The sequence below is a fragment of the Corallococcus sp. CA054B genome (genome assembly GCF_003611625.1).
In the GTDB taxonomy this organism is placed as follows: Bacteria; Myxococcota; Myxococcia; order Myxococcales; family Myxococcaceae; genus Corallococcus; species Corallococcus coralloides.
This window is the reverse complement of the sequence record NZ_RAVY01000058.1, coordinates 22238-46482: the sequence shown is the minus strand read 5'-3', so window position 1 is coordinate 46482 and position 24245 is coordinate 22238. Positions and strand designations below refer to the sequence as shown.

Annotated in this window: 21 protein-coding genes; 14 read left to right on the top strand and 7 right to left on the bottom strand. The window is 69.2% G+C overall.

What is annotated here, in order from left to right; all coding sequences use genetic code 11:
- Positions 1–156 precede the first annotated feature (156 nt).
- The 3 genes from D7V80_RS16630 to D7V80_RS16620 all read right to left on the bottom strand — a co-directional run bounded on the left by D7V80_RS16630 (position 157) and on the right by D7V80_RS16620 (position 2460).
- Complete coding sequence (locus D7V80_RS16630; protein WP_120589093.1) at positions 157–570, bottom strand: hypothetical protein; 414 nt, start codon at positions 568–570, stop codon at positions 157–159.
- Positions 571–620: 50 nt separating this feature from the next.
- Positions 621–1664 (bottom strand): diguanylate cyclase, encoded by a 1044-nt coding sequence (locus D7V80_RS16625; RefSeq protein WP_120589092.1) that lies wholly within the window; start codon positions 1662–1664, stop codon positions 621–623.
- 175 nt (positions 1665–1839) lie between these two features.
- Positions 1840–2460 (bottom strand): tRNA (guanosine(46)-N(7))-methyltransferase TrmB, encoded by a 621-nt coding sequence (locus D7V80_RS16620; RefSeq protein ID WP_014399078.1) that lies wholly within the window; start codon positions 2458–2460, stop codon positions 1840–1842.
- 80 nt (positions 2461–2540) lie between these two features.
- On the opposite strand from D7V80_RS16620, the gene D7V80_RS16615 reads away from it, so the two are divergent.
- The 6 genes from D7V80_RS16615 to D7V80_RS16590 all read left to right on the top strand — a co-directional run bounded on the left by D7V80_RS16615 (position 2541) and on the right by D7V80_RS16590 (position 10875).
- A complete protein-coding gene (locus tag D7V80_RS16615) occupies positions 2541–3467 on the top strand; it encodes a bifunctional riboflavin kinase/FAD synthetase (RefSeq protein WP_120589091.1) in 927 nt (308 codons plus the stop codon).
- Between the two features lie 210 nt (positions 3468–3677).
- The gene (gene pilB, locus D7V80_RS16610; protein ID WP_120589090.1) at positions 3678–5378 is read left to right on the top strand and encodes a type IV-A pilus assembly ATPase PilB; all 1701 of its coding nucleotides are present in this window, start codon (positions 3678–3680) and stop codon (positions 5376–5378) included.
- Positions 5379–5423: 45 nt separating this feature from the next.
- Positions 5424–6536 carry a type IV pilus twitching motility protein PilT gene (locus D7V80_RS16605; RefSeq protein WP_120589089.1) on the top strand — a complete coding sequence of 371 codons (1113 nt, stop codon included), beginning with the start codon at positions 5424–5426 and terminating at the stop codon, positions 6534–6536.
- 55 nt (positions 6537–6591) lie between these two features.
- Positions 6592–7848 carry a type II secretion system F family protein gene (locus D7V80_RS16600; RefSeq protein WP_120589088.1) on the top strand — a complete coding sequence of 419 codons (1257 nt, stop codon included), beginning with the start codon at positions 6592–6594 and terminating at the stop codon, positions 7846–7848.
- A gap of 28 nt (positions 7849–7876) precedes the next feature.
- Entirely contained in the window at positions 7877–9445 is a 1569-nt protein-coding gene (locus D7V80_RS16595; protein WP_199738694.1) for a nitrogen regulation protein NR(II), read from the top strand.
- Positions 9442–10875: a sigma-54 dependent transcriptional regulator gene (locus tag D7V80_RS16590; protein ID WP_120589087.1), complete on the top strand. Its 1434-nt coding sequence runs from the start codon at positions 9442–9444 to the stop codon at positions 10873–10875. The genes D7V80_RS16595 and D7V80_RS16590 overlap by 4 nt, the downstream gene beginning before the upstream one ends.
- 25 nt (positions 10876–10900) lie before the next feature.
- On the opposite strand, the gene D7V80_RS16585 is transcribed toward D7V80_RS16590, so the two are convergent.
- From D7V80_RS16585 to D7V80_RS16570, 4 genes are all read right to left on the bottom strand, one after another.
- On the bottom strand, positions 10901–11668 hold the full coding sequence (locus tag D7V80_RS16585; RefSeq protein WP_120589086.1) for an ABC transporter permease: 768 nt from the start codon (positions 11666–11668) through the stop codon (positions 10901–10903).
- Positions 11665–12645: an ABC transporter ATP-binding protein gene (locus D7V80_RS16580; RefSeq protein ID WP_120589085.1), complete on the bottom strand. Its 981-nt coding sequence runs from the start codon at positions 12643–12645 to the stop codon at positions 11665–11667. Before D7V80_RS16580 ends, D7V80_RS16585 begins: the two co-directional genes overlap by 4 nt.
- Positions 12642–13547, bottom strand: coding sequence for a pilus assembly protein PilG (locus tag D7V80_RS16575; RefSeq protein WP_120589084.1), 906 nt, complete (start codon positions 13545–13547; stop codon positions 12642–12644). The genes D7V80_RS16580 and D7V80_RS16575 overlap by 4 nt, the downstream gene beginning before the upstream one ends.
- 122 nt (positions 13548–13669) lie before the next feature.
- The gene (locus tag D7V80_RS16570) at positions 13670–14299 is read right to left on the bottom strand and encodes a type IV pilin protein (RefSeq protein WP_120589083.1); all 630 of its coding nucleotides are present in this window, start codon (positions 14297–14299) and stop codon (positions 13670–13672) included.
- A gap of 229 nt (positions 14300–14528) precedes the next feature.
- Between D7V80_RS16570 and D7V80_RS16565 the strand changes: the two genes are divergently transcribed.
- The 8 genes from D7V80_RS16565 (at position 14529) to pilQ (ending at position 24233) form a co-directional block, all read left to right on the top strand.
- A complete protein-coding gene (locus tag D7V80_RS16565; RefSeq protein ID WP_120589082.1) occupies positions 14529–15554 on the top strand; it encodes an A24 family peptidase in 1026 nt (341 codons plus the stop codon).
- 22 nt (positions 15555–15576) lie between these two features.
- Positions 15577–16695, top strand: coding sequence for a sensor histidine kinase (locus D7V80_RS16560; protein ID WP_120589081.1), 1119 nt, complete (start codon positions 15577–15579; stop codon positions 16693–16695).
- Positions 16696–16730: 35 nt separating this feature from the next.
- Positions 16731–18143: a sigma-54 dependent transcriptional regulator gene (locus D7V80_RS16555; RefSeq protein WP_120589080.1), complete on the top strand. Its 1413-nt coding sequence runs from the start codon at positions 16731–16733 to the stop codon at positions 18141–18143.
- Between the two features lie 227 nt (positions 18144–18370).
- On the top strand, positions 18371–19453 hold the full coding sequence (gene pilM, locus D7V80_RS16550; protein WP_014399064.1) for a type IV pilus assembly protein PilM: 1083 nt from the start codon (positions 18371–18373) through the stop codon (positions 19451–19453).
- 30 nt (positions 19454–19483) lie between these two features.
- Complete coding sequence (locus D7V80_RS16545) at positions 19484–20167, top strand: PilN domain-containing protein (RefSeq protein ID WP_120589079.1); 684 nt, start codon at positions 19484–19486, stop codon at positions 20165–20167.
- A gap of 22 nt (positions 20168–20189) precedes the next feature.
- Positions 20190–20813, top strand: a complete 624-nt coding sequence (locus D7V80_RS16540; RefSeq protein ID WP_120589078.1) for a type 4a pilus biogenesis protein PilO — start codon at positions 20190–20192, stop codon at positions 20811–20813.
- Positions 20814–20857: 44 nt separating this feature from the next.
- Positions 20858–21418, top strand: a complete 561-nt coding sequence (locus D7V80_RS16535) for a pilus assembly protein PilP (protein WP_199738690.1) — start codon at positions 20858–20860, stop codon at positions 21416–21418.
- 58 nt (positions 21419–21476) lie between these two features.
- Positions 21477–24233 carry a type IV pilus secretin PilQ gene (pilQ, locus tag D7V80_RS16530; protein ID WP_120589076.1) on the top strand — a complete coding sequence of 919 codons (2757 nt, stop codon included), beginning with the start codon at positions 21477–21479 and terminating at the stop codon, positions 24231–24233.
- Positions 24234–24245: the final 12 nt, after the last annotated feature.

The following is a 24245-nucleotide window of genomic DNA, read 5'->3' as shown; positions in this document are numbered from 1 at the left end:
GGGGAGGGGGTGGGGGCAGTCGAGGACGGCGTCACCGGGCCGCCGGGCGTGGAGCCCGGCCTGCGGATGACTTCGACTGCGGGGAGCACCCGCCGTGTCTTCCTGTCGTTCACGGTTGTACGTTACCTGATGCGCGGGGCCCGGGCATGCCCGGGCTCACGGCTGGGGGGATGCTGAAAAGTCCACCTTCCACCCGGACGGTTCCCTCACCATCCGGACCTCGCCCGACCTTCCCGCCGAGCGCACCACCAAGGTCGCCACGTCGCCCTCCTGGCGGAGCAGCGAAACCTCCTGAACATCCGGCGGCACCGGGACATTCGCGAAGAACAGCGGGAGCGGCTCCGGCTTCACCATGCCCCCTGACGCGTCGCTGACCTCCTGCGCCCGCGTCTTCAGGACCTGCTGGGTCTGTTGTGACAACCCGGCGTACGCCTTGGGCAGCTCTCCGCGCTGCACGTGCCGGTGGAACGTCTGGTAGGCCCCCACGGGGGGGTCCGGCTGCAGCCGGCTGCAGCCGCCCAGGGAGAGGAGGGCGAACAGCAGCCAGGTCGTCATCGCGAGCGGGCGCATGAGGCCTCCGATTTAGGTCAAACCGCCGCTGTGGGGAAGCGGGAGGTGTGTCACGCCGCGTGCTGGTGGACGCGGTTTCGCCCCGTCCCCTTGGCGGAATACAGGCTCGCGTCCGCCGCGCGCAGCAGGGCCTCCGTGCCCGGCAGGTCGTCCGCGGGCACCGTCGCCACGCCCAGCGACGCGGTCAGCTTCACCTCCTGCGACACTCCGTCCGGGCCCTTCCACGTCAGCTCCAGCCGCTCGATCGCCTCCCGCACCCGCTCGCACGCCCGCAGCGCGTCCTGGGGGGCCGCCTCCGGCAGGAGGGCAATGAACTCCTCGCCGCCGTAGCGGGCCAGGAGGTCCACCTCCCGCAGCGTCGCGCGCGCCGTGTGCGCCACCGCGCGCAGCACCTCGTCCCCGAAGGGGTGCCCGAACGTGTCGTTGATGCGCTTGAAGTGGTCGATGTCCAGCATCACCAGCGACAGGGGGGAGCGGTACCGGCGCGAGCGCATGAACTCCTCGCTCAGCCGCTCCTCGAAGTAGCGCCGGTTGTACAGGCCCGTGAGCGCGTCCGTGCGGCTGAGCGCGAGCAGCTCCTGCCGGCGGCGGTCCAGCTCGCGGTTGGCCCACTCCAGCTCGCGGTTCTTCTCCACGAGCGCGTCCTGCAGCGCCTTGAGCCGCAGCATGGACTTCACGCGCGCGCCCAGCTCCAGCATGTCGAACGGCTTCACCAGGTAGTCGTCCGCGCCCAGCTCCAGCCCCTCCACCTTGCCCGCCGCCTGCCGGGCCGTCATCAGGATGACCGGGATGAAGCCGAAGCCGCCCTCGCCCGCGTTCGCCTTGACGATGCGGCACACCTCCACGCCGCCCAGGCCCGGCATCTCCACGTCCATCACGATGAGGTCCGGCCGGCCCGCGCGGATGGCGGACAGCGCCTGCGCCCCGTCCAGCGCTTCCTTGAAGATGTAGCCGTGCGGGGCCAGGCCCTCGCGCACGTGGCGGATCTGCGCCGGATCATCGTCCACGATGAGCACGGTGCGCCCGGAGAAGTCGTTGGCGGGTCCGCTCCTGCGCACGCCCTCCGGCATCCGTTTCCTTTCGGCTTCCGGCATGAGGCGCCCACCCCCCAACAGGATGCGGTCGTGGCCCGACGTCGCGAGTGTCCCCTGGGGTAGGAACCCCGTGGGTGGATTCTCCTCCGGGTGAGGGGCGCTGCCAAGGGCCCTCGCGGGCACCCCCAGGACACGGGGCCGCCGGGCGTCCAGGGCCTGACAGGCGCCGGCGGAACTAGGACGCGGGTTTCACCAGGCGTGCGCGGTACACGGGCTCTCCGGACGCCAGGTAGCGCCGCTCGCGGGTGGAGGGCACCTCTTCCGGGTCGTACGGGTGGAACACCCCGGCGCCCAGCGGGTTGTGGAAGCCCGCCGCCTCCAGGATTTCGAGCATGGCCACCGCGCGGTCCTGCACGTCGGTGCGCATGTCGAAGCGGCCGCCGGGCTTGAGCAGCCCCAGCATCACCTTCGCGAAGTCGGGCTGCACGACCGCCCGCTTGGCGTGCGAGCGCTTCCACCACGGGTCGGGGAACTGCAGGTGGATGACGTCCAGCGACCCGGGGGCGAAGATGCGCGGCACCACGAAGCGCGCGTCGGATTCAATGACGCGCAGGTTCTTCATGCCCGCCTTCTCCGCGCGCATCTGCGTGTCGCGCGCGTACTTCTTGCGCCACTCGAAGGCCACGAAGCGCACGCCGGGGTTGCGGCGGCAGTACTCCAGCGCGTGCCCGCCCGCCCCGGAGCCGATCTCCAGCTCCAATGGCCCGGTGAAGCCGAACTCCGCGTCCCAGTCCGGGGGCGCTTCCAGGGGGACGAACTTGAGGCCGACCGGATCAGGGAGCAGGGCAGGGCGCATGGCGGGAGCGGGGGCCTCTAACCATGGAGCCGCGTGGGTTGGCCAGGGCAAAAGCGTGCGGGGTGGTATAGGGAAGGGCCATGAAGGTCTTCCAGTCCGTGTCCGAGGCGGGCCGCCAGCTTCAGGGGCAGGCCCTCGCGCTGGGCAACTTCGACGGGGTGCACGTGGGCCACCAGGCCCTCTTCGCGGAGGCGCTTCGCCACGCCCCCGCGAACGCGCTCACCTTCCAGCCCCACCCGGGCAAGGTGCTCCAGCCGGACCTGGCGCCCAAGCTGATTACGCTCCTGCCGCGCAAGCTGGAGCTGCTCGCCGCGTGCGGCCTGTCCCACGTGGTGGTGCAGTCCTTCACCCGCGACTACGCACGCTCCACGCCGCAGGACTTCGAGGCCGCCCTCTTCGACACCCTGGGAGTGGGCCACGTCGTCGTGGGCAGCGACTACACCTACGGCGCCCAGCGCGCCGGCACCGTCACCACGCTGCGCGACGCCGCGGCGAAGCGGGGCGCGCAGGTGCACGTCGTGCAGCCGGTGAACGTGGACGGCGTCGTCGCGTCCTCGTCGCGGATCCGCGAGTACATCCTGGAGGGCAGGGTGGGCGCGGCCAGGCGCCTGCTCGGCCGCCCGTTCGACCTGGACGGCACGGTGGTGTCCGGCGCGGGCCGGGGACGCACCATCGGCTTTCCCACCGCCAACGTGGACACGCAGAACGAGCTGCGGCCCGCGCCCGGCGTGTACGCCATCCGCGTGCGCCTCCTGGCGGAGGCCGAAGGGCCCTGGCGGCCGGGGGCGGCCAACATCGGCGTGAAGCCCACCTTCGGGGGCACGGAGGTCACCATCGAGGCGCACCTCCTGGACTTCTCCGGCGACCTCTACGGCAAGGAGCTGCGGGTGCAGTTCCTGGAGCGGCTGCGGCCCGAGCAACGCTTTGGTTCCGCCGCCGAGTTGGTGGGTCAAATCAAACGCGACGTGGAGGCCGCGCGCACCGTGGTGGCCCGCGGCGACGGGTAGGGCCTGTAGCGCCCTGCTGAAGAGGGCGCCGGACAGCAAGGGAGCACGCCAGGGCGCCTTGACAGGCCGCGCATCGGTTTCCTCTAATCCGGGAGGATCCGTGCCAGGGCTTCAGGCCCCTGCCTCACGGGCTCATTTCCCCCCCGCGGGTCCCGCTGACAGCCGGGGCTCTGGCTGTTCCCTCCTCACGCTCAAAGAGGCATCCCAGAAATGTCCGGTCGACTCGGTGAATTGCTGGTGCGCGAGAACCTCATCTCCGTCCAGCAACTCCGCAAGGCGCAGGAGGAGCAGCAGAAGAGTGGTGCGCGCATCGGCACGGCGCTCATCAAGACGGGCGCCATCGAGGAGTCGAAGCTCACCGACTTCCTGTCGAAGCAGTACGGCGTCCCGGCCATCAACCTGAAGGACTTCGACATTGATCCGGACATCATCAAGCTCGTGCCCAAGGAAGTGGCCGAGAAGCACCTGGTGATCCCGGTCAACCGCGCGGGCCCGTCCCTCATCGTGGCCATGTGCGACCCGTCCAACATCTTCGCGGTGGACGACCTGAAGTTCCTCACCGGCTACAACATCGAAGCCGTCGTCGCGTCCGAAATCTCCATCCGCGAATCGATTGAGCGCTACTACGCGGAGAAGGGCCCCTCGCTGGAGGACATCGTCGGCGACGTGGGCGACGACATTGAAGTCGCCAAGGAGGAGCAGGAGAACGTGGATGAGATGGCCAAGGCCGCGGATGACGCGCCCGTGGTCAAGCTGGTGAACCTCATCCTCATGGACGCCATCAAGAAGCGCGCGTCCGACATCCACATCGAGCCGTACGAGAAGGACTTCCGGGTCCGCTTCCGCATCGACGGCGTGATGTACGAGGTGATGCGCCCGCCCATGAAGCTGCGCAACGCCATCACCAGCCGCCTGAAGATCATGGCGTCGCTGGACATCTCCGAACGGCGCCTGCCGCAGGACGGCCGCATCAAGATCAAGATCGGCGGCGGCAAGGAGATGGACTTCCGCGTGAGCGTGTGCCCCACGCTCTTCGGCGAGAAGGTCGTGATGCGCTTGCTCGACAAGAGCAACCTGCAGCTGGACATGACGAAGCTGGGCTTCGACGCGCAGCCCCTGGCCTGGTTCAAGGAGGCCATCGACCGGCCCTACGGCATGGTGCTGGTGACGGGCCCCACGGGCTCCGGCAAGACGACGACGCTGTACTCCGCGCTCTCCAGCCTCAACGACGTGGGCACCAACATCTGCACCGCGGAAGACCCGGTCGAATTCAACTTCGCCGGCATCAACCAGGTGCAGATGCACGAAGACATCGGCCTGAACTTCGCGGCCGGCCTGCGCTCCTTCCTCCGCCAGGACCCCGACATCATCATGATCGGTGAGATCCGCGACTTCGAGACGGCGGAAATCGGCGTGAAGGCGGCGCTCACGGGCCACCTGGTGCTCTCCACGCTGCACACCAACGACGCCCCGGGCACGGTCAGCCGCCTGCTCAACATGGGCATCGAGCCGTTCCTCGTGACGGCGTCGCTCAACCTCATCCTCGCCCAGCGTCTGGCGCGCCGGCTGTGCCCGGCCTGCAAGCGCCCCGCGGAGAAGGTGGACGAGCAGGCCCTCATCGACGCGGGCATCCCGCCGGACAAGATGGGCACCTTCACCATGTACGAGAAGGTCGGCTGCCGCGAGTGCAACGACCGCGGCTACCGCGGCCGCGTGGCCATCTACGAGGTCATGCCCTTCTGGGACGGCCTCAAGGAGCTGGTCATCAACGGCGCCTCCGCCGCGGAGCTCAAGCAGGAGGCCATCCGCCTGGGCATGAGCAGCCTGCGCATGAGCGCGCTCAAGAAGCTCATGGACGGCATGACCACCCTGGAAGAGGTCGTGGGCAACACCGCGCCGGACCGCTTCTAGTCACCCCCTTCCTCCACCACTTTTCCCCCGACAGGACACGCATCCGTGGCCAACCTGCACCAGCTCCTCAAGGCGATGGTCGAGAAGGGCTCTTCCGACCTCCACATCACCACCGGCTCGCCGCCGCAGCTCCGCGTGGACGGTGAGCTCGTCCCGCTCAAGACGGCGCCGCTCACGCCCGTGGAGACCAAGCAGCTCTGCTACTCCATCCTCACGGACGCCCAGAAGCACAAGTTCGAGGAGGAGAACGAGCTGGACCTGTCGTTCGGCGTGAAGGGCCTGTCGCGCTTCCGCGCGAACATCTTCATGCAGCGCGGCGCCGTCGCCGGCGCGTTCCGCACGATTCCCTTCAAGATCCTGACGTTCCAGGAGCTGGGCCTGCCGCCGGTGGTGGCGGAGCTGGTGAAGAAGCCGCGCGGCCTCATCCTGGTGACGGGCCCCACGGGCTCCGGCAAGTCCACCACGCTGGCCTCGATGATCGACAAGATCAACACCGAGCGTCATGAGCACATCATGACCATCGAGGACCCCATCGAGTACCTGCACCCGCACAAGAACTGCCTGGTGAACCAGCGCGAGGTCGGTGCGGACACGCGCAACTTCAAGACGGCCCTCAAGTACATCCTCCGCCAGGACCCGGACGTGGTGCTCGTCGGCGAGTTGCGCGACCTGGAGACCATCGAAGCGGCGCTCACCATCGCGGAGACGGGCCACATCTGCTACGCGACGCTGCACACCAACAGCGCGGTGCAGACCATCAACCGCGTCCTGGACGTGTTCCCGCCGTACCAGCAGCCCCAGGTGCGCGCCCAGCTGTCCTTCGTGCTGGAAGGCGTGATGAGCCAGGCGCTCGTCGCCAAGCAGGGCGCTCCGGGCCGCGTGCTGGCCCTGGAGGTCATGGTGCCCAACCCCGCCATCCGGAACCTCATCCGCGAGGACAAGGTCCACCAGATCTACTCGTCCATGCAGGTGGGTCAGGCGAAGTACGGCATGCAGACGTTCAACCAGGCGCTGGCCGCCCTTCTGGCGCGCCGGGTCATCTCCCAGGACGAGGCCTTCGGCCGTTCCTCCGACCCGGAGGAGCTGCGCAACATCCTCGCCACGGGCGGTGGGCCGGGTGGAGCCCAGCGGCCGGCCGGGGGAGCGGGTGCCCGTTAGTTTTGGGGCATGAAAATCACAGGTTAGACTCCTCGCCCTCCCCGGAGGTCCCGTCATGGCAGCACCGGCAGTGCAGCAGAAGGCGACAGCGTCCAAGAAGAACACGGCCCAGTTCCTCTGGGAGGCGAAGACCAAGAGCGGGGAGAACAAGAAGGGCGAGATGGAGGCCTCGGACATCGAGGCCGTCAACGCGCGCCTGAAGTCCCTGGGCCTCAACCCGACGAAGGTGCGCAAGAAGAGCGCGCTCGACGGGGAGATCTCCCTGCCCGGCCTGGGCGGGGTGACGGGCAAGGACATCCTCATCTTCACCCGTCAGTTCGCGACGATGATCGACGCGGGCCTGCCGCTGGTGCAGTGCTTGGACATCCTCGCCAGCCAGATGGACAACCCCGCCTTCAAGAAGGTGGTGTTCGCCATCAAGAGCAAGGTGGAGCAGGGCAGCACCTTCGCGGACGCGCTGAAGGAGCACCCCAAGGTCTTCGACGAGCTCTACGTGCAGCTGTGCGCCGCGGGCGAGGTGGGCGGTATCCTCGACACCATCCTCAACCGGCTCGCCGCCTACCGTGAGAAGAACGAGAAGCTCAAGGCGAAGGTCAAGGGCGCCATGACCTACCCGACGGTGGTCATCCTGGTGGCCATCGGCGTGACGGCGCTGCTGCTGCTCAAGGTGACGCCCGTCTTCGAGAAGATGTTCTCGGACTTCGGCTCCGCGCTGCCGGGCCCCACGCAGGTCGTCGTGGACATGTCGAAGTTCGCCCAGGCGTACTTCCTCCACACCGTCGTGGCCATCGCCGCGGTCGTCTTCGCCTTCACCTGGAGCTACCGCCAGCCCAGGGGCCGCAAGTTCTGGGACAAGACCTTCCTCAAGCTGCCCCTGTTCGGCGACGTGCTGCGCAAGGTGGCGGTGGCGCGCTTCACGCGCACGCTGGGCACGATGATCTCCTCCGGCGTGCCCATCCTGGACGCGCTGGACGTGACGGCGAAGACGGCCGGCAACCGCACGGTGGAAGAGGCCATCTACTACGTGCGCGGGAAGATCGCCGAGGGCAAGAACATCGCGGGTCCGCTCCTGGAGACCAAGGTGTTCCCGTCCATGGTGGTGCAGATGATTGGCGTCGGTGAGGCGACGGGCGCCATGGACACCATGCTCAACAAGATCGCCGACTTCTACGATGACGAAGTGGACACGGCCATCGGCGCGCTGACGTCGATGATCGAACCCATCCTGATGGTGTTCCTCGGCGGCGTGGTCGGCGGCTTCCTCATCGCCATGTACCTGCCCATCTTCTCGCTTGCCGGCGCGATCAAGTAACGCGGTGTCAGGAAGCACGGCGCGAAGCGTGGCCCCGGGGCTGCGCTCGCGCCTGGTGTGGCTGGTGTTGTTCCGCACCGTGGCGGCGAGCCTGTCGCTCGCCGTGACGGTGGTGCGGCTGGTGACCCAGCCCGTGCAGGAGCCCAGCCGCGCGGACTCGCTGTCGTTCGCGGTCATCGCGGGCGCCTACCTCCTCACCGTGGTGACGGGCCTGCGGCTGCGCCGGGGCACGGCCGGGCGCCTGGACGCCACGGTGCAGGTGGTGGGCGACGTGCTCATCGCCACCGGGCTCGTCTACTTGAGCGGCGGCGCGGACTCCCCGCTCACGTTCCTCTACAGCCTGGCCGTCATCGGCGCGGCGGTGGTGCTGGACTGGCGCGGCGCGCTGGTGGCCGCGGCCGTGTCCACGTTCGCCTTCACCGTGCTCCTGCTGGTGATGGGGCTCACCACGCCCGCGGGCAGCGTCATGGTGTCGCCCTCACGGGTGCTCTTCGTGCTGGGCAGCAACGCGCTGGCGCTGGTGCTCATCGCCGTCCTGTCCGGCTACCTGTCGCGCCAGCTGTCCGCCACCGGCGGCGCGCTGTCCCAGAGCGAGGCGGACCTGCGCCGGCTGGGGCGGCTCCAGCAGCTCATCCTGTCCTCCATGCCGTCGGGGCTCGTCACCTGCGACGTCCACCGGCGCGTCACCTTCCTCAACACCGCGGGCAGCGGCATCCTCCAGGAGGACGCCCACGCGTGCGTGGGGCAGCCCCTGGAGAAGCTGCTGCCGGGCGTGTCCTCGCTGGCGCCGCGCTCCATCCGCAGCGAGCTGCCCGTGCAGACGCCGGGCGGCAAGCGGGTGCTGGGCCTGTCGGTGTCACCCCTGGAGGGGGAGGCGGGCGCGCTGCTCATCGTCTTCCAGGACCTCACTGAACTGCGGCGCATGGAGGAAGACCTGAAGCGCACGGACCGGCTGGCCAGCCTGGGCACGCTCTCCGCGCAGCTGGCGCACGAGCTGCGCAACCCGCTGGCCTCCATGCGCGGCTCCGCGCAGCTTTTGGCCCAGGAGCAGTCGCAGGACGCGGTGGTGCAGCGGCTCACCGGCATCCTCACGCGCGAGTCGGACCGGCTGGCGCGGCTGGTGGAGGACTTCCTGCGCTTTGCCCGCCCGCCCCAGCCCCAGCGCCGCCCGGTGGCGCTGGACACGCTGGTGTCGGAGACGGTGGACATGCTGCGCGCGGACCCCCTCACGCGCGAGGTGACGCTGGAGGTGCGGGCGCCCCAGCCGCTCACGGCGCCGGTGGATCCGGATCAGCTGCGCCAGGTGCTCATCAACCTGGTGCGCAACGGCTGTCAGGCGGCGGGGGCGCGGGGCACGGTGCGCGTGGCCCTGGCGCGGGCGGATGAGGAAGCGCAGATTCGGGTCTGGGATTCGGCCGGCAGCATCACGGAGGAGATGATGGGACACCTGTTCGAACCGTTCTTCACCACGCGGAACGGTGGCACCGGGCTGGGCCTGTCCACCGCGCACTCCCTCATCCGCGCGCACGGCGGCACCATCCGCGTGAAGTCGCACCCGGCCGAGGGCACCGAGTTCCTGGTGGGGCTGCCGCTGTGAGCGCGCTCCATGAGGGAGGCCCGCGCGGCCAGGTGCTGGTGGTGGACGACGAGCTGTCCATGCGCGAGTACCTTGAAATCCTGCTCGTGCGGGACGGCTACGCGGTGACGAGCGTCCCCACGGTGGCGGCCGCCTGCGAGGTGCTGGCCCGGGACTCCGTGGACCTGGTCATCTCCGACATGAAGCTGGGCCCCGGCGGCAGCGGGCTGGACGTGCTGCGGGCGGCGCGCGCGCGCAAGGAGCCGCCGGAGGTGGTGCTCATCACCGCCTTCGGCACGCCCGCCTCCGCGGTGGAGGCCATGCGCGAGGGCGCCTACGACTACATCTGCAAGCCCTTCGACAACGAGGAGCTGCGGCAGCTGGTGCACAAGGCGCTGGAGAAGCGCGCGCTGCGCCAGGAGAACAGCACGCTGAAGGAGCGGCTCTTGCCGGGCCTGGGCGGGTTGATGGTGGGCTCCAGCCCCCGCATGCGCGCGCTGTGGCACCTGGTGGAGAAGGTGGCCCCGGGGCGCAGCACGGTGCTGGTGACGGGGGAGAGCGGCACCGGCAAGGAGCTGGTGGCCCGGGCCATCCACCTGCGCGGCCAGCGCGCCGCCCAGCCCTTCCTGCCCTTCAACTGCGGCGCCCTCAACGAGGGCGTGCTGGAGAGCGAGCTGTTCGGCCACATGAAGGGCTCCTTCACCGGCGCCACGCACGAGCGTCCGGGCCTGCTGGTGTCCGCGGGCGAGGGCACGGTGATGCTGGACGAGGTGGGGGAGATGCCCCTGTCCACGCAGGTGAAGCTGTTGCGCGTGCTGCAGGAGCGCAAGGTGAAGCCCGTGGGCAGCGCGGCGGAGATCCCCTTCCACGCGCGCGTCATCGCCGCCACCAACCGCCGGCTGGAGGCGGAGGTGAAGGCGGGGCGCTTCCGGGAGGACCTCTTCTACCGGCTCAACGTCATCACCCTGGAGCTGCCCGCCCTGCGCGAGCGCCCGGACGACATCGCCCCGCTGGCGACCCACTTCCTGGCGCGCCTGGCGGAGGAGCTGGGCCGCCCGGGGCTGCGGTTCGCCCCGGAGACGCTGGCCCTGATGGAGCGTTACGCGTTCCCGGGCAACGTGCGCCAGTTGCAGAACATGGTGGAGCGCGCGGCCACGCTGTCGGACTCGGACCTGCTGGGGCCCACGACGCTGCCGCCCACGGTGCGCGGCGAGGCGGAGCCCCAGTCCCGCGCCGGCGAGGCCGGCGAGCCCGCGATGGGGGCGGGCTTCAACCTGGAGCGCCACCTGGACGACAGCGAGCGGCGCCACCTGCTGGCCGCGCTCAAGCAGGCGCAAGGCGTGAAGACGCGCGCCGCGGAGCTCCTGGGGCTGTCCTTCCGCTCCTTCCGCTACCGGCTGGCCAAGCACGGCCTCACCGAAGAGATGGACGAGCCGACGCCCCGGGCCTGAAGCCCGGGGTCCGCCGTGCTTCACCTCAGCGGAAGTCGCGCCGCTCGAAGATGACCGTGGCCAGGGCGATGAGCACGCCCGCCCACGCGACGCTGTAGGCCGCGCCGGACAGGAAGGTGCTGGCGTCCACCGGCAGCGCGTACGTGGCCTGCGGACGGAAGTTCACCCGCTCCAGGTTGGGCAGCGCGTAATAGATGCTCTTGCCCAGCACCTGGATGAACGTGCTCTCCGAGCGGCTGGCGATGGCGTAGAGGTCGCCCGTCAGGTGCCCGGTGAAGTACAGGCCCGTGGTGGCGATGGCCGACACCGCGGGGCCCGCGAAGCTGGAGAAGAGGATGCCCACGCTGCTGATGACCAGCAGCTCGAACCACAGTCCCGCGCTCGCCAGCAGCTGCGTGGAGGTGATGTTCGCGCCGAACATCACCAGCTGAAGCAGGAAGACGAGCGTCATCGCCACCAGCAACGCGCCCAGCGTCAGCATGGTGCCGGCCAGCCGCGCCAGCAGGAACTGGGTGCGGGACACGGGCTTGCTCACCACCAGGAAGATGGTGCGCCGCTCGATTTCGCGGCTCAGCAGGCTGCTCGACAGGAACACCGCCAGGAAGACGAGGATGATGCTCATCATCCCCAGGCCGAAGTCCGTCAGCACGCGGTCGAACGTGGTGACCGTCACCTCCGTCACCAGCGTGGAGGAGAAGAGCACCACCGCGGCGAACACGCCCACCACCACCGTCACCCGGTTGCGGCGCGCCTCGCGAAAGCCATTCCACATCATCGCGCTGAAGGCGCTCATGTATTGATCTCCCCGCCCACGGTGGACGCGCGCCCGGACTCCTTGAGCGCGTTCATGAACAGCTGCTCCAGCGAGAACCGCGCCGGCTGCACCTGGTTCACACGGCCCCCGGCGCCCAGCACGCCGCTCAAAAGCCGCTGGGTGTCCACGTCCGACACCTGGAGCAGCACGCGGCCATCGAGCGCCTGGAGCGACTCCAGGGGAATGCCCAGCCCCTTCACCGCGTCCGGCGCCATGCCCTCCACCACGACCTCCACGGTGGGCACCTGCGCGGACACCAGCTCCCGGACGCTGCCTTCGCGCACCAGCCGTCCGCCCACCAGCACCGCCAGCCGGTCGCACAGCGACTCGACGTCCGGGATGATGTGGCTGCAGAAGAGGACCGTGGTGCCCTTGTCCCGCTCCGCCAGGATGAGGTCGCGCATCTGGCGGCGGCCCAGCGGATCCAACCCGCTCGTCGGCTCATCCAGGATGAGCAGCTTCGGCCGGCTCACCAGCGCCTGGGCCAGCGCCACGCGCTGCACCATTCCCTTGGAGTAGCGGCGGATCTGCAGCTTCTCCGCGCCCGCCATCTCCACCGAGCCCAGGACCTCCTTGACGCGCACGTCCAGCTCCTGGCCGCTCAGGCCCGCGAGCTGTCCGGCCAGCGTCACGAACTCCCGGCCCGTGAGGTACTCGTACGGGGCGGGGTTCTCCGGAAGGAAGCCCACCAGCCGCCGGGTGGAGGCCTCATCCACCGGCTGGCCGAAGATGCGCGCGACCCCGCTGCTGGGGCGCACCAGGTTCATCAGGATCTTGATGGTGGTGGACTTGCCCGCGCCGTTGGGCCCGAGCAGGCCGTAGATCTGCCCGGCCCCCACCTGGAGGTCCAGCGACTGCAGGGCACGCACGGTGCGGTTGAACCAGAAGCCGACCTTGTAGGTCTTGGCGAGCCCCTGGGCCAGGATGGGAGGGGCGTCAGGATGGGGTGTCGTCATGGCGCTTGGGTCGTGCGGGGCTTGGGCAGGATGCGTTCGCCGCTTTCGTCCTTCTCGTCCTGGATGAGCTCCAGCCGGAACCTGGAGGCGTTGGAGTAGGCCCGGCCGTCCTCGCCCAGGAAGAACTCCCCGCCCAGCGGATCCTCGGGAATCACGCGCAGGTCGCCGGCGGTCACCAGCGCGGGCAGCGTGTCGGGCAGGCGTCCCTCGCGAGCGCGGTAGCGGGCGATGGCCGCGTCGATGCCCCGGAGCACGCGCTCCTGCTGGATCTCCTGGATGCGCTGCTCGTAGAAGGCGCGCGACTCCTCGTCCTCCGCGCTGTCGCGCAGCGCGAGGGTCAACGACATGCTCGCGTCGAAGTCACCAGACTGCGCGTACAGCCGCGTCGCGAGCGCGGCGAAGTAGGGCGGGGCCCCCTCCCACCGGGACATCTCCTGGATGAGGTCCGCGGCTTCCTTGTACTTCCGCTCGAAGAACATCAGGTTGTACGCGAGCTGGAAGGTCAGGGGCTGGTCGTGCGGGACGTTCGCCACGCCCTTGCGCAACAGGGCCGTGGACTCCGCCGTGTTGAGGTAGCCGCCCTTGCCCGTGTAGACGGGGATGGTGAGGCCTCCGTAGAGGTACGCCTGCCGGAACTTCGGATCCAGGTCCGTCACCAGCTCCGCGTAGTCGGCGACGTGGAGGTAGTCCTCCGCTCGCACCGCGCTGCCAATGCGGTTGAGCATGAGGATCCAGAAGTAGTCCGTCACCAGCCCCTTCTGCGCGGTGAACAGCGCCTTGAGCAGATCAGGACGTGGCAGTAGGGGACCGCCACCTTGCCTGCGCGGGGGGACGGGCGGCGCGGACAGGAGGGCTACCAGCAGCAGTCCCGGAACGAATCGCAGCAGGGGCAGCTTTCGCATGGCCTCACGAAACGACAACGGGACGCCCGAAATGCCCGGGCGCCCCGTTGATTGTGCCATGTCGAGCCGCTTCGATGAATCAAATGAAGCGGGCCCGGCAGGCTTGCACGGCGTGCAGGGTATTAACCGCCGCAGCTCACGTCGTTGAACGCGTTGGTGGGCTCGCCCGCGACCAGGTTCAGGCCGTTCGGGGTGTCCTCGTCGATGCCGCAGGGGTTCTGCACAACGGCCTCACCGGCGACCGTGTTGGACGTGATGCCCCAGGTGTCACCCTCGGGATCGTTGTCCACGTTGCCAACCGCCGTCGCGTTGAACGAGCAGTTCGGGCAGTCGTCGATGGTGGGGTTCACGCCCACCGCGTTGACGGCGTCCGCGGCGGCCGGCGCCGTGGGGAACTTCAGCGCGTCCTGGCCGATGCAGCCGGCGATGGCGCCAGCGCGACGAGCCGTGGGGGTCGCGTCGACGGGCTGGTTGCAGCCCGTGGCCATGCCGTAGCTGTAGCGGTTGCCGGCCTCGGGATCAAAGCCGATGACCGTGAAGTTCACCTGGTACTTGTCCTTCTCACCGAAGTACGCCTTCTGGGCCGTGAAGATGGCCTTCAGGTTCGTCTTCGCCTCCGACTGCTTCGACTTCGCCTGGAAGCGGATGAAGTTCGGGATGGCGATGGCGGCCAGGATGCCGATGATGGCGACCACGATCATCAGCTCGATGAGGGTGAAGCCACCCTTCTTCCGGAAGAGACGGTTCATCATGATTGGGAACTCCGCAGTGGGCAGAGGGGGGTTGGACGACGTGCGAACTCTTAGCATGAAGAGTGCCAGGCCGAACACTTCCCCCAACCGCTGGGATTCCCAGGGCAGGCGGCCCAAGCAGGGGGTGGATCACCCGCGGGCCTGCCAATTTTTGTCACTGACGCTGACGGTTTTCGTCCTCCATCGCGCAGTCGCCAGCTTTGGAAGTGGCGGGTAGGATTCCAGCCCCGTGACGTTCACCTACGCGCCGGGCTGGGCCGAGCCCCTCTTCATCCTCTTCCTGTTCATCCTCGGCCTGTGCATCGGCTCGTTCCTCAATGTCGTCATCGCACGGGTGCCCGAAGGGCTGAGCATCGTGCGGCCCGGGTCCCGCTGCCCCAAGTGCGGGCATGTGCTCTCCTGGTACGAGAACATCCCCGTCCTGTCGTGGCTGGGGCTGCGCGGGAAGTGCCGCGGCTGCGGCATGCGCATCTCCCCGCGCTACGTCCTGGTGGAGCTGCTCACGGGGCTGCTCTTCCTCGCGTGCCTCAAGCGCTTTGACTGGACGTACGCGCTGGTGCCCGCGCTCGTGCTCGTGTTCCTGCTGGTGCCGCTCACCTTCATTGATCTGGAGCACTGGATCCTGCCCTTGTCGCTCACCGTGCCGGGCATCGTGGCGGGCATCGTGCTGGCCATTCCCCTGGGCCAGGACGCGGTGGTGAACGCGGTGGTGGGCGCGTCGGTGGGCTTCCTCACCTTCCGCTTCATGGAGTACGTGGGCTGGAAGGTCTTCAAGAAGGAGGCGCTGGGCGGCGGGGACAAGTTCCTCGTCGCGCTGCTGGGTGCGTTCCTCGGCTGGCAGTCGCTGCTCGGCATCCTCTTCTTCTCGTCGCTCCAGGGCTCCATCGTGGGCGTGGCGATGCTCGCCTTCACGGGCCGGGCAGGCCCTCGCGGCGAGGAGAAGGACGACCCATCCAAGGCCGCCGCCGAGGAGGAGCCGGAGGAGCCCCCGTCCACGATGACGTGGGAGTTCACGAAGCCCGGACTGCCCTGGTGGAAGCGGGTGGCGCTGGTGATTCCGTGCCTGCTCTTGCAGGACATCCCGGACGTGACCCTGGACGAGGAGACGGGCGAGGATCAGTGGGAGCCCGGGGTCACCAACATCCCCTTTGGCCCGTGGCTGGCGCTGGCGGGGCTGGAGCTGATGCTCCTGGGGCCGTTGCTCGCGCGCGTGCTGTCCCCGGAGGTGGCGATGATGCTCGGAGGGACGCAGTGAGGCACCCCGCGCCGGTGCGGGGATGAAGTGGCGCATCGCCAGCGTGGCGTTCCTGCTGGGCTCGCTGTCCACGGGCCTGTCGTGGCTGACGCTGCAGCCGGTGCTCATCCGCCTGCTGGACACGGCGCGCCGGCTGGCACTGCCGGGGTCGCTGGACATGGAGAGCCTCGCGCGGATCCGCGCCTTCCTGCCGCTGGCGCTGGGGTTGGATCTGCTGGTGCTGACGCTGCTGGCCTATGGCGTGCTGGACCTGGCGGTGGGCCGCCCGCTGCGCGCCATGGAGAAGTCCGTGGAGCAGCTGGGCCGGCTGCAGCTGGACGTGCCGCTCTCCGGACAGGGGGGGCCGCTCCTGTCGCGCATCCAGCGCGAGCTCCAGCGCATGGCGGAGGCGCTGCGCCAGGAGCAGGCCCTCACGCGCGCGCAGCTGGAGGCGCTGCGCGAGGCGAACGCCCGGCTCGCGAGGGCGCAGACGGAGCTCGTCGCCTCCGGGCGCCTGGCCACGGTGGGAAAGCTGGCCGCGGGCGTGGCGCACGAGGTGGGCAATCCGCTGGCGGGCATCCTGGGCTATCTCTCCCTGGCCCGCTCCAGGGCGCAGGGGCCGGAGCTCAAGGACTTCCTGGAGCGCATCGACCATGAAGTGCTCCGCATCGACCGCATCGTGCGGGGGCTCCTGGACCTGGGCCGCCCGGCCAGCACCCAGCCCGGGCCGGTGGACGTGGGGCAGGTGGTGGAGACGTGCGTGCGGCTGGTGCGCGCCGGGCCGGAGCTGGACCGGGTAGACGTCACCCTGGACGCGGCGCCCGGCCTGCTGGCCCGCGCGGATCCGGGCCCGCTGTCGCAGATCCTCATCAACCTGCTGCTCAACGCCGCGCAGGCCATGGGGGGCGAGGGCCGCGTGCGCATCTCCACCCGGCGCGAGGACGCGCTCGTCCTGGTGGAGGTGGAGGACAGCGGCCCGGGCCTTTCACCGGAGGTGAGAGCGCACCTCTTCGAGCCGTTCTTCACCACCAAGGGCCGGCAGGGCACGGGCCTGGGACTCGCGGTGTCCTTGAACCTGGCCCAGGGCATGGGCGGCCGGCTGGACGCGCGCGACGGGGCGGGCGGCGGCGCGTGCTTCCGGCTATCGCTGCCAGCGGCCTGACGGCGGGGCCGGACAGCATATGATGGGCATCCCCCATGCCCCTCTTCCGCACCGTCCTCGTCGCCGACGACGAGCCGTCCATCCGCCACATCCTCACCCTGGTGCTCACCGACAAGGGCTACGACGTGCGCGCCGTCGCCGACGGGGACGAGGCCCTGCGCGAGCTGTCCACGCGCGCCTACGACGTCCTGGTGACGGACGTGCGCATGCCCAAGCGCGACGGGCTGTCGGTGCTCAGGGCCGCGCTGGCGGAGCAGCCCGGCCTCACCGTGGTGGTGATGAGCGCGTACGGCTCCCAGGAGCAGGCGCTGGAGGCGGTGCAGGCGGGCGCCTACGACTACGTCCAGAAGCCCTTCAAGCCGGAGGAGATCGTCCTCGTCCTGCGCAAGGCGGAGGAGCGCGAGCGGCTGGTCCGCGAGAACCGCCGGCTGCACGAGGCCCGGCTCCCCGGCGCCTCGGGCAGCCACATCCTGGGGCACAGCGCCGCGCTCCAGGCGGTGCTCAAGCAGGTGGCGCGCGTGGCCCCCGTGGACACGACGGTGCTCATCTCCGGAGAGAGCGGCACGGGCAAGGAGCTCATCGCGCGCGAGCTGCACGGAAAGAGCCGCCGCGCCGCCATGCCCTTCGTCGCCGTCAACTGCGGCGCCATTCCCCACGGCCTGCTGGAGAGCGAGCTGTTCGGCCACGCGAAGGGCGCCTTCACCGACGCGCGCACCGCCCGCCGCGGCCTGTTCGCGGAGGCCGACGGCGGCACGCTCTTCCTCGACGAGGTGGGCGAGCTGCCCCTGGGCGCGCAGGTGAAGCTCCTGCGCGTGCTGCAGGAGGGGGAGATCCGCCCGGTGGGCGAAAGCCGCGTGGAGCGCGTGGACGTGCGCGTGGTGGCCGCCACGCTGCGCGACCTGGGCAAGCTGGTGACCCAGGGCGACTTCCGCGAGGACCTCTACTACCGCCTCAACGTCGTGAACCTCACCCTGCCGCCCCTGCGCGAGCGCCGCGAGGACATCCCGCTGCTCGCCCGCGCCTTCCTCCAGCGCTTCAACCGCGACCTCAACCGCGAGCCTCCGGTGGAGGGCTTCACCCCGGAGGCCGAGGCCCTGATGACGGCCTACGCCTGGCCGGGCAACGTGCGCGAGCTGGAGAACGCCATGGAGCGCGCGGTGCTGCTCGCGGAAGGCACCCACATCGCGCCCGGCAGCCTGCCGGAAAAGCTGTGGGCGGCTTCCGCACCCGCCCCGGCCGGGACGGCTCCGCCGCTACAGGCCGGGAGCGACCTGTCGCTCAAGCGCGCCATCCGGGAGCTGGAGGAGTCCTACATCCGGGCGGCGCTGCGGCGCACGAAGGGCAACCGCACCCGGGCGGCGGAGGTGTTGGACATCAGCCACCGGGCGCTCCTCTACAAGATCAAGGAGTACGGCATCGATCCGGACGCGGAGGGTGCCCGGACCTGAGGGCAGGAAAGACGCCCGGCGGGCAACCCTGGAGGAATCCTCCGGCGCGATTTGACGGAACGCCGCCGGGGCCGGAAAATCGGGCCTCCGCGACGGTGGGCCTGGGGGCGCGGTCGTGGCTGGCTTTCACGGCGCTCTCCCGTCCGCAGGGCGGCCGGGCGCCAAGCACTTTTTAGGAGGGGTATCAAGCCGGTGCTACGCTGGCGCCCTCTCCGATGGAGTTACGCATGGCGAAGGGCAAACTGGCACTCGGGCTGGATATCGGGTCGACGTCGATCAAGATGATCATGCTCAAGGAGCAGCGCAAGCGCGGTGAAGTCGGCTACGCGCTCCAGAGCTTCGGAATGAAGCCGCTGCCTCCCGAGGCCATCGTGGACGGCGCGTTGATGAACTCCACGGCCATCGTGCAGGCCGTGCAGGAGCTGATGTCCGAGCTGAAGGTCAAGGGCAAGGACGTCGCCATCGGCGTGTCCGGCCACTCGGTCATCATCAAGAAGATCCAGATGCCCCGCATGAGCCAGGAAGAGCTCGAGGAGAGCATCCAGTGGGAGGCGGAGCAGTACATCCCCTTCGACGTGAAGGATGTGAACATCGACACGCAGATTTTGGACGGCGGCGGCAACGACGCCACCGGCCAGATGGACGTGCTGCTCGTCGCCGCCAAGAAGGACATGATCAACGACTACACCACCGTGGTCTCCGAGGCGGGACTGGCCCCGGTGGTGGTGGACGTGGACGCGTTCGCCGTCCAGAACATGTTCTCCACGAACTACGAGCTGCCGGACAAGGAGACCGTCGTCCTCATCAACGCCGGCGCCTCCGTGGTGAACATCAACATCATCGCCAACGGCGTCACCGTCTTCACCCGTGACGTGACCATCGGTGGCAACCAGTTCACCGAGGAGATCCAGAAGCAGCTCAACGTCTCCTACGAGGAGGCGGAGGCGCTGAAGATCGGCGGCAACCGCGCGGACGCGGACGCCGTCGTGCCGCAGGACGTCGAGCGCGTGCTCTCCAGCGTGGCGGAGCAGGTGGCCGGTGAAATCCAGCGCTCGCTGGACTTCTACGCGGGCACCGCCGCGGACTCGAACTTCACCAAGGTCTACCTGTCTGGCGGCACCGCGAAGATCCCCGCCCTGTTCAAGACCATCGAGGCGCGAACCGGCGTGCCGGTGGAGATCCTCAACCCGTTCCGGAAGATTGAAGTGGACAACCGCAAGTTCGACCCCGCGTTCATCATGGACGTGGCGCCCATGGCCGCGGTGGCAGTGGGACTGGCGCTCCGGCGCCCGGGCGACAAGCTGGGCTGATCCCGCTCTGGCCACGAGGAAATCACGCACATGATGATCCGAATCAACCTGCTGCCCGTCCGGGCGGTGAAGAAGCGGGAGATGGGCCGGCAGATCCTGGCCCTCTACGCCGCGGTCCTGATCGCCGCGGTGATCGGCAACTACGCCTGGTACTCGAACCGCGACGACGAGCTGCAGCGGGCCAACCAGGGCATCGCCCAGACGAAGGCGAAGATCGCGGAGCTGGAGAAGGTCATCGGCGAGGTGACCAACATCAATGCCCGCAAGACGGAAGTGGAGAAGAAGCTCGCGGTGCTGGACACGCTGCGCAAGGGCCGCAACGGGCCGGTGCGCATGCTGGACGCGCTGTCCTCGGCCATCCCGAAGAAGGTCTGGCTCAAGAACTTCGCCGAGGCGGCCAACAAGGTCACCATCGACGGTTCGGCCGTCAGCCACGACGAGGTCGCGGAGCTGATGCGCGGCCTGGGCAGCATGGTGTGGACGCCCAAGGGCATGGGGCGCCTGGTGGATCAGGGCCGCACCGCCAGCAAGACGTCCCGCGTGGAGCTCTTCAACACGGAGACCGCCAGCGTGGAGGAGTTCTCCGCGAACGAAATCAAGCCCTTCTTCGGCAACGTCGAACTGACCAACGCCGTGCAGTCCAAGGGCGCCACCGCCGGCGCGGCGACGTTCGTCGACTTCAAGCTCACCCTCACCGCCAACTACGCCATCTGATTGGCGGCGAAGGACCCCTGTCATGGAAAAATACCTGGATCAACTGGCGAAGGCTCCCCCCGCGGCGAAGTTCGGCGGGCTCGCGGCCATCGTCATCATCTTGACCGTGGGCAACTTCTTCTCCTTCATCAAGCCCACGGACGAGAACATCGCCCGCCGCGCGGCGGACCGCCGGAAGCTCGATCAGGAGCTCGCGGAGAAGAGCGAGATCGCCCAGAACCTCAACGAGCGCCGGCGTGAGATGGACGTGCTCGAGCAGAAGCTGGCGGAGGCCCTCACGGAGCTGCCGGAGCGGCGCGACATGGAGGAGCTGCTCGCGCAGATCAACGACATCGGCAAGAAGTCCGGCCTGGAGATCGCCCGAGTGGAGCCCGGCAAGGAGTACGTCGAGGGCACCGAGTTCTTCGCGCGCATCCCCATCAAGATGACGGTGAGCGGCAACTACCACGAGATCGCCATGTTCCTGCAGGAGATGGCGAACATGCGCCGCATCGTGAACGTCAACAACATCAAGCTCGATGGCGCGACCCTGAAGAACGAGAAGGTCGTCCTGCAGAGCAGCTTCCTGGCGACGACGTTCCGGTTCGTCGACACGAAGGCCGCCGCCACGAAGGCCACCGACAAGAACAAGAAGAAGAGCAACTAGAAACTTGATCCGCCCGGCAACAAGGGCGACAAGGGATGACGCGGATGAAGACGTTCAAGTCCACGATGACCGCTGCGGTGATGGCGCTGACTCTGTCCGCTTGTTCGGACACGCCCAAGGCCTCACCCCCTGCTCCTGCCAAGGCCGCCGCCCCCGCGCCGGCCCCGGTGACGGAGAAGACCGAGGCGTCGGCGGCGCCAACGTTCGTCTACACCTACAGTCCGGTGGGCAAGCGGGATCCGTTCCGCAGTCCGCTGGAGGAGATCGGGCCGGTGGCGCGTGACGCACCGGAGCGAGCCTGCAACGAACCCCTGTGCGTGTTCGATCTCGACCAGCTCAAGCTGGTGGCGGTCGTCACGGGGGATGCCAGCCCGCTGGCGATGGTCGAGGACCCCCTGGGTCGCGGCCACATCGTCCGGCGCAACACCCGCGTGGGGCGCCAGGGCGGCAAGGTTACACAGATTCTCCGGGACTCGGTCACCGTCACCGAGGTCTTCACGGGAGCCAAGGGCGAGCTCATCAGCAATCCGGTGAGTCTCCAGCTCAAGGCGGATGGCGTGAAGGACCCCGCCTACAATTTGATGACGGGCAAGAACTGGGAGTAGCGCCCCACGGCGCGCCCGCGGGCAGTCGTCGCCCGCTTCCAACTTGTTGAGGGGACGCATGCTCGAGCAGAGCGCTGTGACGAGGGGCAAGTGGATCATGGCGACCGCATGGGCGGTCGTCCTGGCAAGCGCCAAGGTGTACGGCGCGGATCTCAATACGCTGAGGGACCTGCAGGTGTCCCGGACGGGAGCCGGTGCCCAGGTCGTGGTGACCGGGACCCGGCCGCCCACCTTCACCGTCTTCCGGCTCAGTGGGCCGGAGCGGCTGGTGGTGGACCTGTCGTCCGCGGACGCCACCGGAATCAAGGGGCACCATGACGGCACCGGTCCGGTGTCCGGCGTGGTGGCCGCCCAGTTCTCCGACGCGCGCGCCAGCGTGGGCCGCGTGCTGGTGGCGCTCGATCAGGCCTCCCAGTACGACGTCCGCGCGGAGGGCAACCGCGTGGTCATCTCCGTGGACGGCTCGCCGGTGGCCCCCGCCGCCGCGACCGCCCAGGCTCCGCAGGCTCCGGCCGAAGTGAAGCCGGCCGGGCCCGCGCCGGTGAAGGCCGAGCCCGCGCCGGTGGTGGAGGCGATGGTGGCGGTGGTGCCGGAGGAGGGGACGTCCTCCAAGGCCGCCCCGTCCCAGGCGCCGGGCCGTGAGAACGTCGTCGCCACGGAGGCGGATGAGCGCGAGGTGGCCCACCCGGCCCAGCGCATCACCCGGCTGTCGCTGGACGGCGAGTCGCTGCGCATCGCCGCTGACGGCGAGATCGCCCGCTACGAGGTCCTGGAGCTGGTGGACCCGCCGCGCCTGGCCGTGGACGTGTACGGCGTGGGCCTGGGCGCGAAGGCGCCCAAGGTGAAGGGCAACCTGCTCAAGGACGTGCGCGTGGGCGCCCACGAGGACAAGGTGCGCCTGGTGCTCGTGGCCAAGGGCGACATGCCCGCCTACCGCGTGGACCGCGCCGAGCGCGGCCTGGAAGTGGTGCTGGGCGGCGCGGTGGCGCGCAAGTCCAAGCCTTCGCAGCCGCGCGACGCGGTGGCGGAGACGGAGCCCCTGCGCCCGCAGCCCCTGCCCGTGCAGGAGTCGGCGAAGCCCCAGCCCGCGGTGGCGCAGGCCGCGCCGCAGCCGGCGGTGGTGGAGGTCAAGGACCTGTCCTTCGACGAGAGCCCCTCGGGCGGTCGCGTGCAGCTGAAGCTGTCCGGCGCGACGGCGTGGAAGGTGGACCGTCCGGATCCGCGCAGCGCGGTGCTGACGCTGGAGAACGCGCGGCTGCCCAAGAAGCTGGAGCGCAGCCTGGACACCAGCGCGCTGGACACGCCGGTGAAGATGATCAGCGCCTTCAGCGTGCCGGGTGAGGGCCGCAAGGTGCGCCTGGTGGTCGCCGCGGACGGCGCCATCGAGGAGAACGTCACCCAGGGCGCCAACAGCCTGAGCTGGCGGCTGGACGTGCAGGGCGTGAAGACGGAGGAGGTGGCCGTCACCCAGCGCACCGCCGGCTTCACGGCGGAGGCCCCGGCGTACGCGGCGGAGGGCGCGCCCCAGCAGGCGCGCTACCGCGGCAAGCGCGTGTCCTTCGAGTTCAAGGACATCGACATCCAGAACCTGCTGCGCGTCATCGCGGAGATCTCCAAGCGCAACATCGTCGTGGCCGACGACGTGTCGGGCCGCGTGACCATCCGCCTGCGCAACGTGCCCTGGGACCAGGCGCTGGACCTCATCCTGCGCACCAAGCAGCTGGGCCAGGAGCAGGTGGGCAACATCATCCGCATCGCGCCGCTGAAGACGCTGGAAGAGGAGGCGCGGCTGCGCCAGGAGCGCAAGAAGTCGCTGCAGCAGCAGGAGGACCTGCTGGTCAGCCTGGTGCCGGTGAACTACGCGGTGGCCGGTGACATGTCGGCGCGCGTGAAGGACGTGCTCAGCGACCGCGGCTCGGTGACGGTGGACGTGCGCACCAACGTGCTCATCATCAAGGACATCCGCTCCAACACGGAGAAGGCGCGCGCCCTGGTGCGCAGCCTGGACACGCAGACGCCGCAGGTCCTCATCGAGAGCCGCATCGTGGAGGCGAGCACGTCCTTCAGCCGCAACCTGGGCGTGCAGTGGGGCGGTCAGACGCGTCTGTCGGCCGCGTCCGGCAACCCGACCGGCCTCATCTTCCCCAGCACCGTCGGTGTCACGGGCGGCGCGGGTGGCACGGCGGCGGGCGTTCCGGCCCAGCCCAACTTCGCGGTGAACCTGCCGGCGGCGGTGGGTCAGGGCCTCGGTGGCGCCATGGGCTTCGCCTTCGGCTCCGCGGGCGGCGCCGTGCAGCTCAACCTGCGCCTGTCCGCGGCGGAGGCCGAGGGCACGGTGAAGACCATCTCGTCGCCCAAGGTCACCACGCTGGACAACAACACGGCCCGCATCAGCCAGGGTCTGTCCATCCCGTTCAGCCAGACGTCGGCCGGCGGCGTGAACACGACCTTCGTGGAAGCGCGCCTGTCGCTGGAAGTCACGCCGCACATCACCCAGGACGGCAGCATCCTCATGTCCATCCAGGCTCAGAACAACCAGCCGGACCCGTCCAACACCGGTGCCAACGGCCAGCCGTCCATCCAGCGCAAGGAGGCCAACACCCAGGTGCTGGTGAAGGATGGCGACACGACGGTCATCGGCGGCATCTACGTGCGCCGCGGCAGCACCTCGTCCGACTCGGTGCCCTTCCTGTCGAAGATTCCCGTGCTCGGCTTCTTCTTCCGGAGCACCCTGGAGACGGACACGCGGCAGGAACTGCTCATCTTCATCACGCCCCGCATCCTCAACCGGCAGACCATCGCGCAGAGCCTCTAACGGCACCGCGCC

Coding starts and splice junctions, on each gene's coding strand:
- pilM (WP_014399064.1), top strand. CDS start 18,371: ATGGCGAAGGGCAAACTGGCACTCGGGCTGGATATCGGGTCGACGTCG.
- D7V80_RS16620 (WP_014399078.1), bottom strand. CDS start 2,460: ATGCGCCCTGCCCTGCTCCCTGATCCGGTCGGCCTCAAGTTCGTCCCC.
- D7V80_RS16630 (WP_120589093.1), bottom strand. CDS start 570: ATGCGCCCGCTCGCGATGACGACCTGGCTGCTGTTCGCCCTCCTCTCC.
- D7V80_RS16570 (WP_120589083.1), bottom strand. CDS start 14,299: ATGATGAACCGTCTCTTCCGGAAGAAGGGTGGCTTCACCCTCATCGAG.
- pilQ (WP_120589076.1), top strand. CDS start 21,477: ATGCTCGAGCAGAGCGCTGTGACGAGGGGCAAGTGGATCATGGCGACC.
- D7V80_RS16585 (WP_120589086.1), bottom strand. CDS start 11,668: ATGAGCGCCTTCAGCGCGATGATGTGGAATGGCTTTCGCGAGGCGCGC.
- D7V80_RS16535 (WP_199738690.1), top strand. CDS start 20,858: ATGAAGACGTTCAAGTCCACGATGACCGCTGCGGTGATGGCGCTGACT.
- D7V80_RS16625 (WP_120589092.1), bottom strand. CDS start 1,664: ATGCCGGAAGCCGAAAGGAAACGGATGCCGGAGGGCGTGCGCAGGAGC.
- D7V80_RS16540 (WP_120589078.1), top strand. CDS start 20,190: ATGGAAAAATACCTGGATCAACTGGCGAAGGCTCCCCCCGCGGCGAAG.
- D7V80_RS16615 (WP_120589091.1), top strand. CDS start 2,541: ATGAAGGTCTTCCAGTCCGTGTCCGAGGCGGGCCGCCAGCTTCAGGGG.
- D7V80_RS16575 (WP_120589084.1), bottom strand. CDS start 13,547: ATGCGAAAGCTGCCCCTGCTGCGATTCGTTCCGGGACTGCTGCTGGTA.
- D7V80_RS16600 (WP_120589088.1), top strand. CDS start 6,592: ATGGCAGCACCGGCAGTGCAGCAGAAGGCGACAGCGTCCAAGAAGAAC.
- D7V80_RS16555 (WP_120589080.1), top strand. CDS start 16,731: ATGCCCCTCTTCCGCACCGTCCTCGTCGCCGACGACGAGCCGTCCATC.
- D7V80_RS16580 (WP_120589085.1), bottom strand. CDS start 12,645: ATGACGACACCCCATCCTGACGCCCCTCCCATCCTGGCCCAGGGGCTC.
- pilB (WP_120589090.1), top strand. CDS start 3,678: ATGTCCGGTCGACTCGGTGAATTGCTGGTGCGCGAGAACCTCATCTCC.
- D7V80_RS16545 (WP_120589079.1), top strand. CDS start 19,484: ATGATGATCCGAATCAACCTGCTGCCCGTCCGGGCGGTGAAGAAGCGG.
- D7V80_RS16560 (WP_120589081.1), top strand. CDS start 15,577: ATGAAGTGGCGCATCGCCAGCGTGGCGTTCCTGCTGGGCTCGCTGTCC.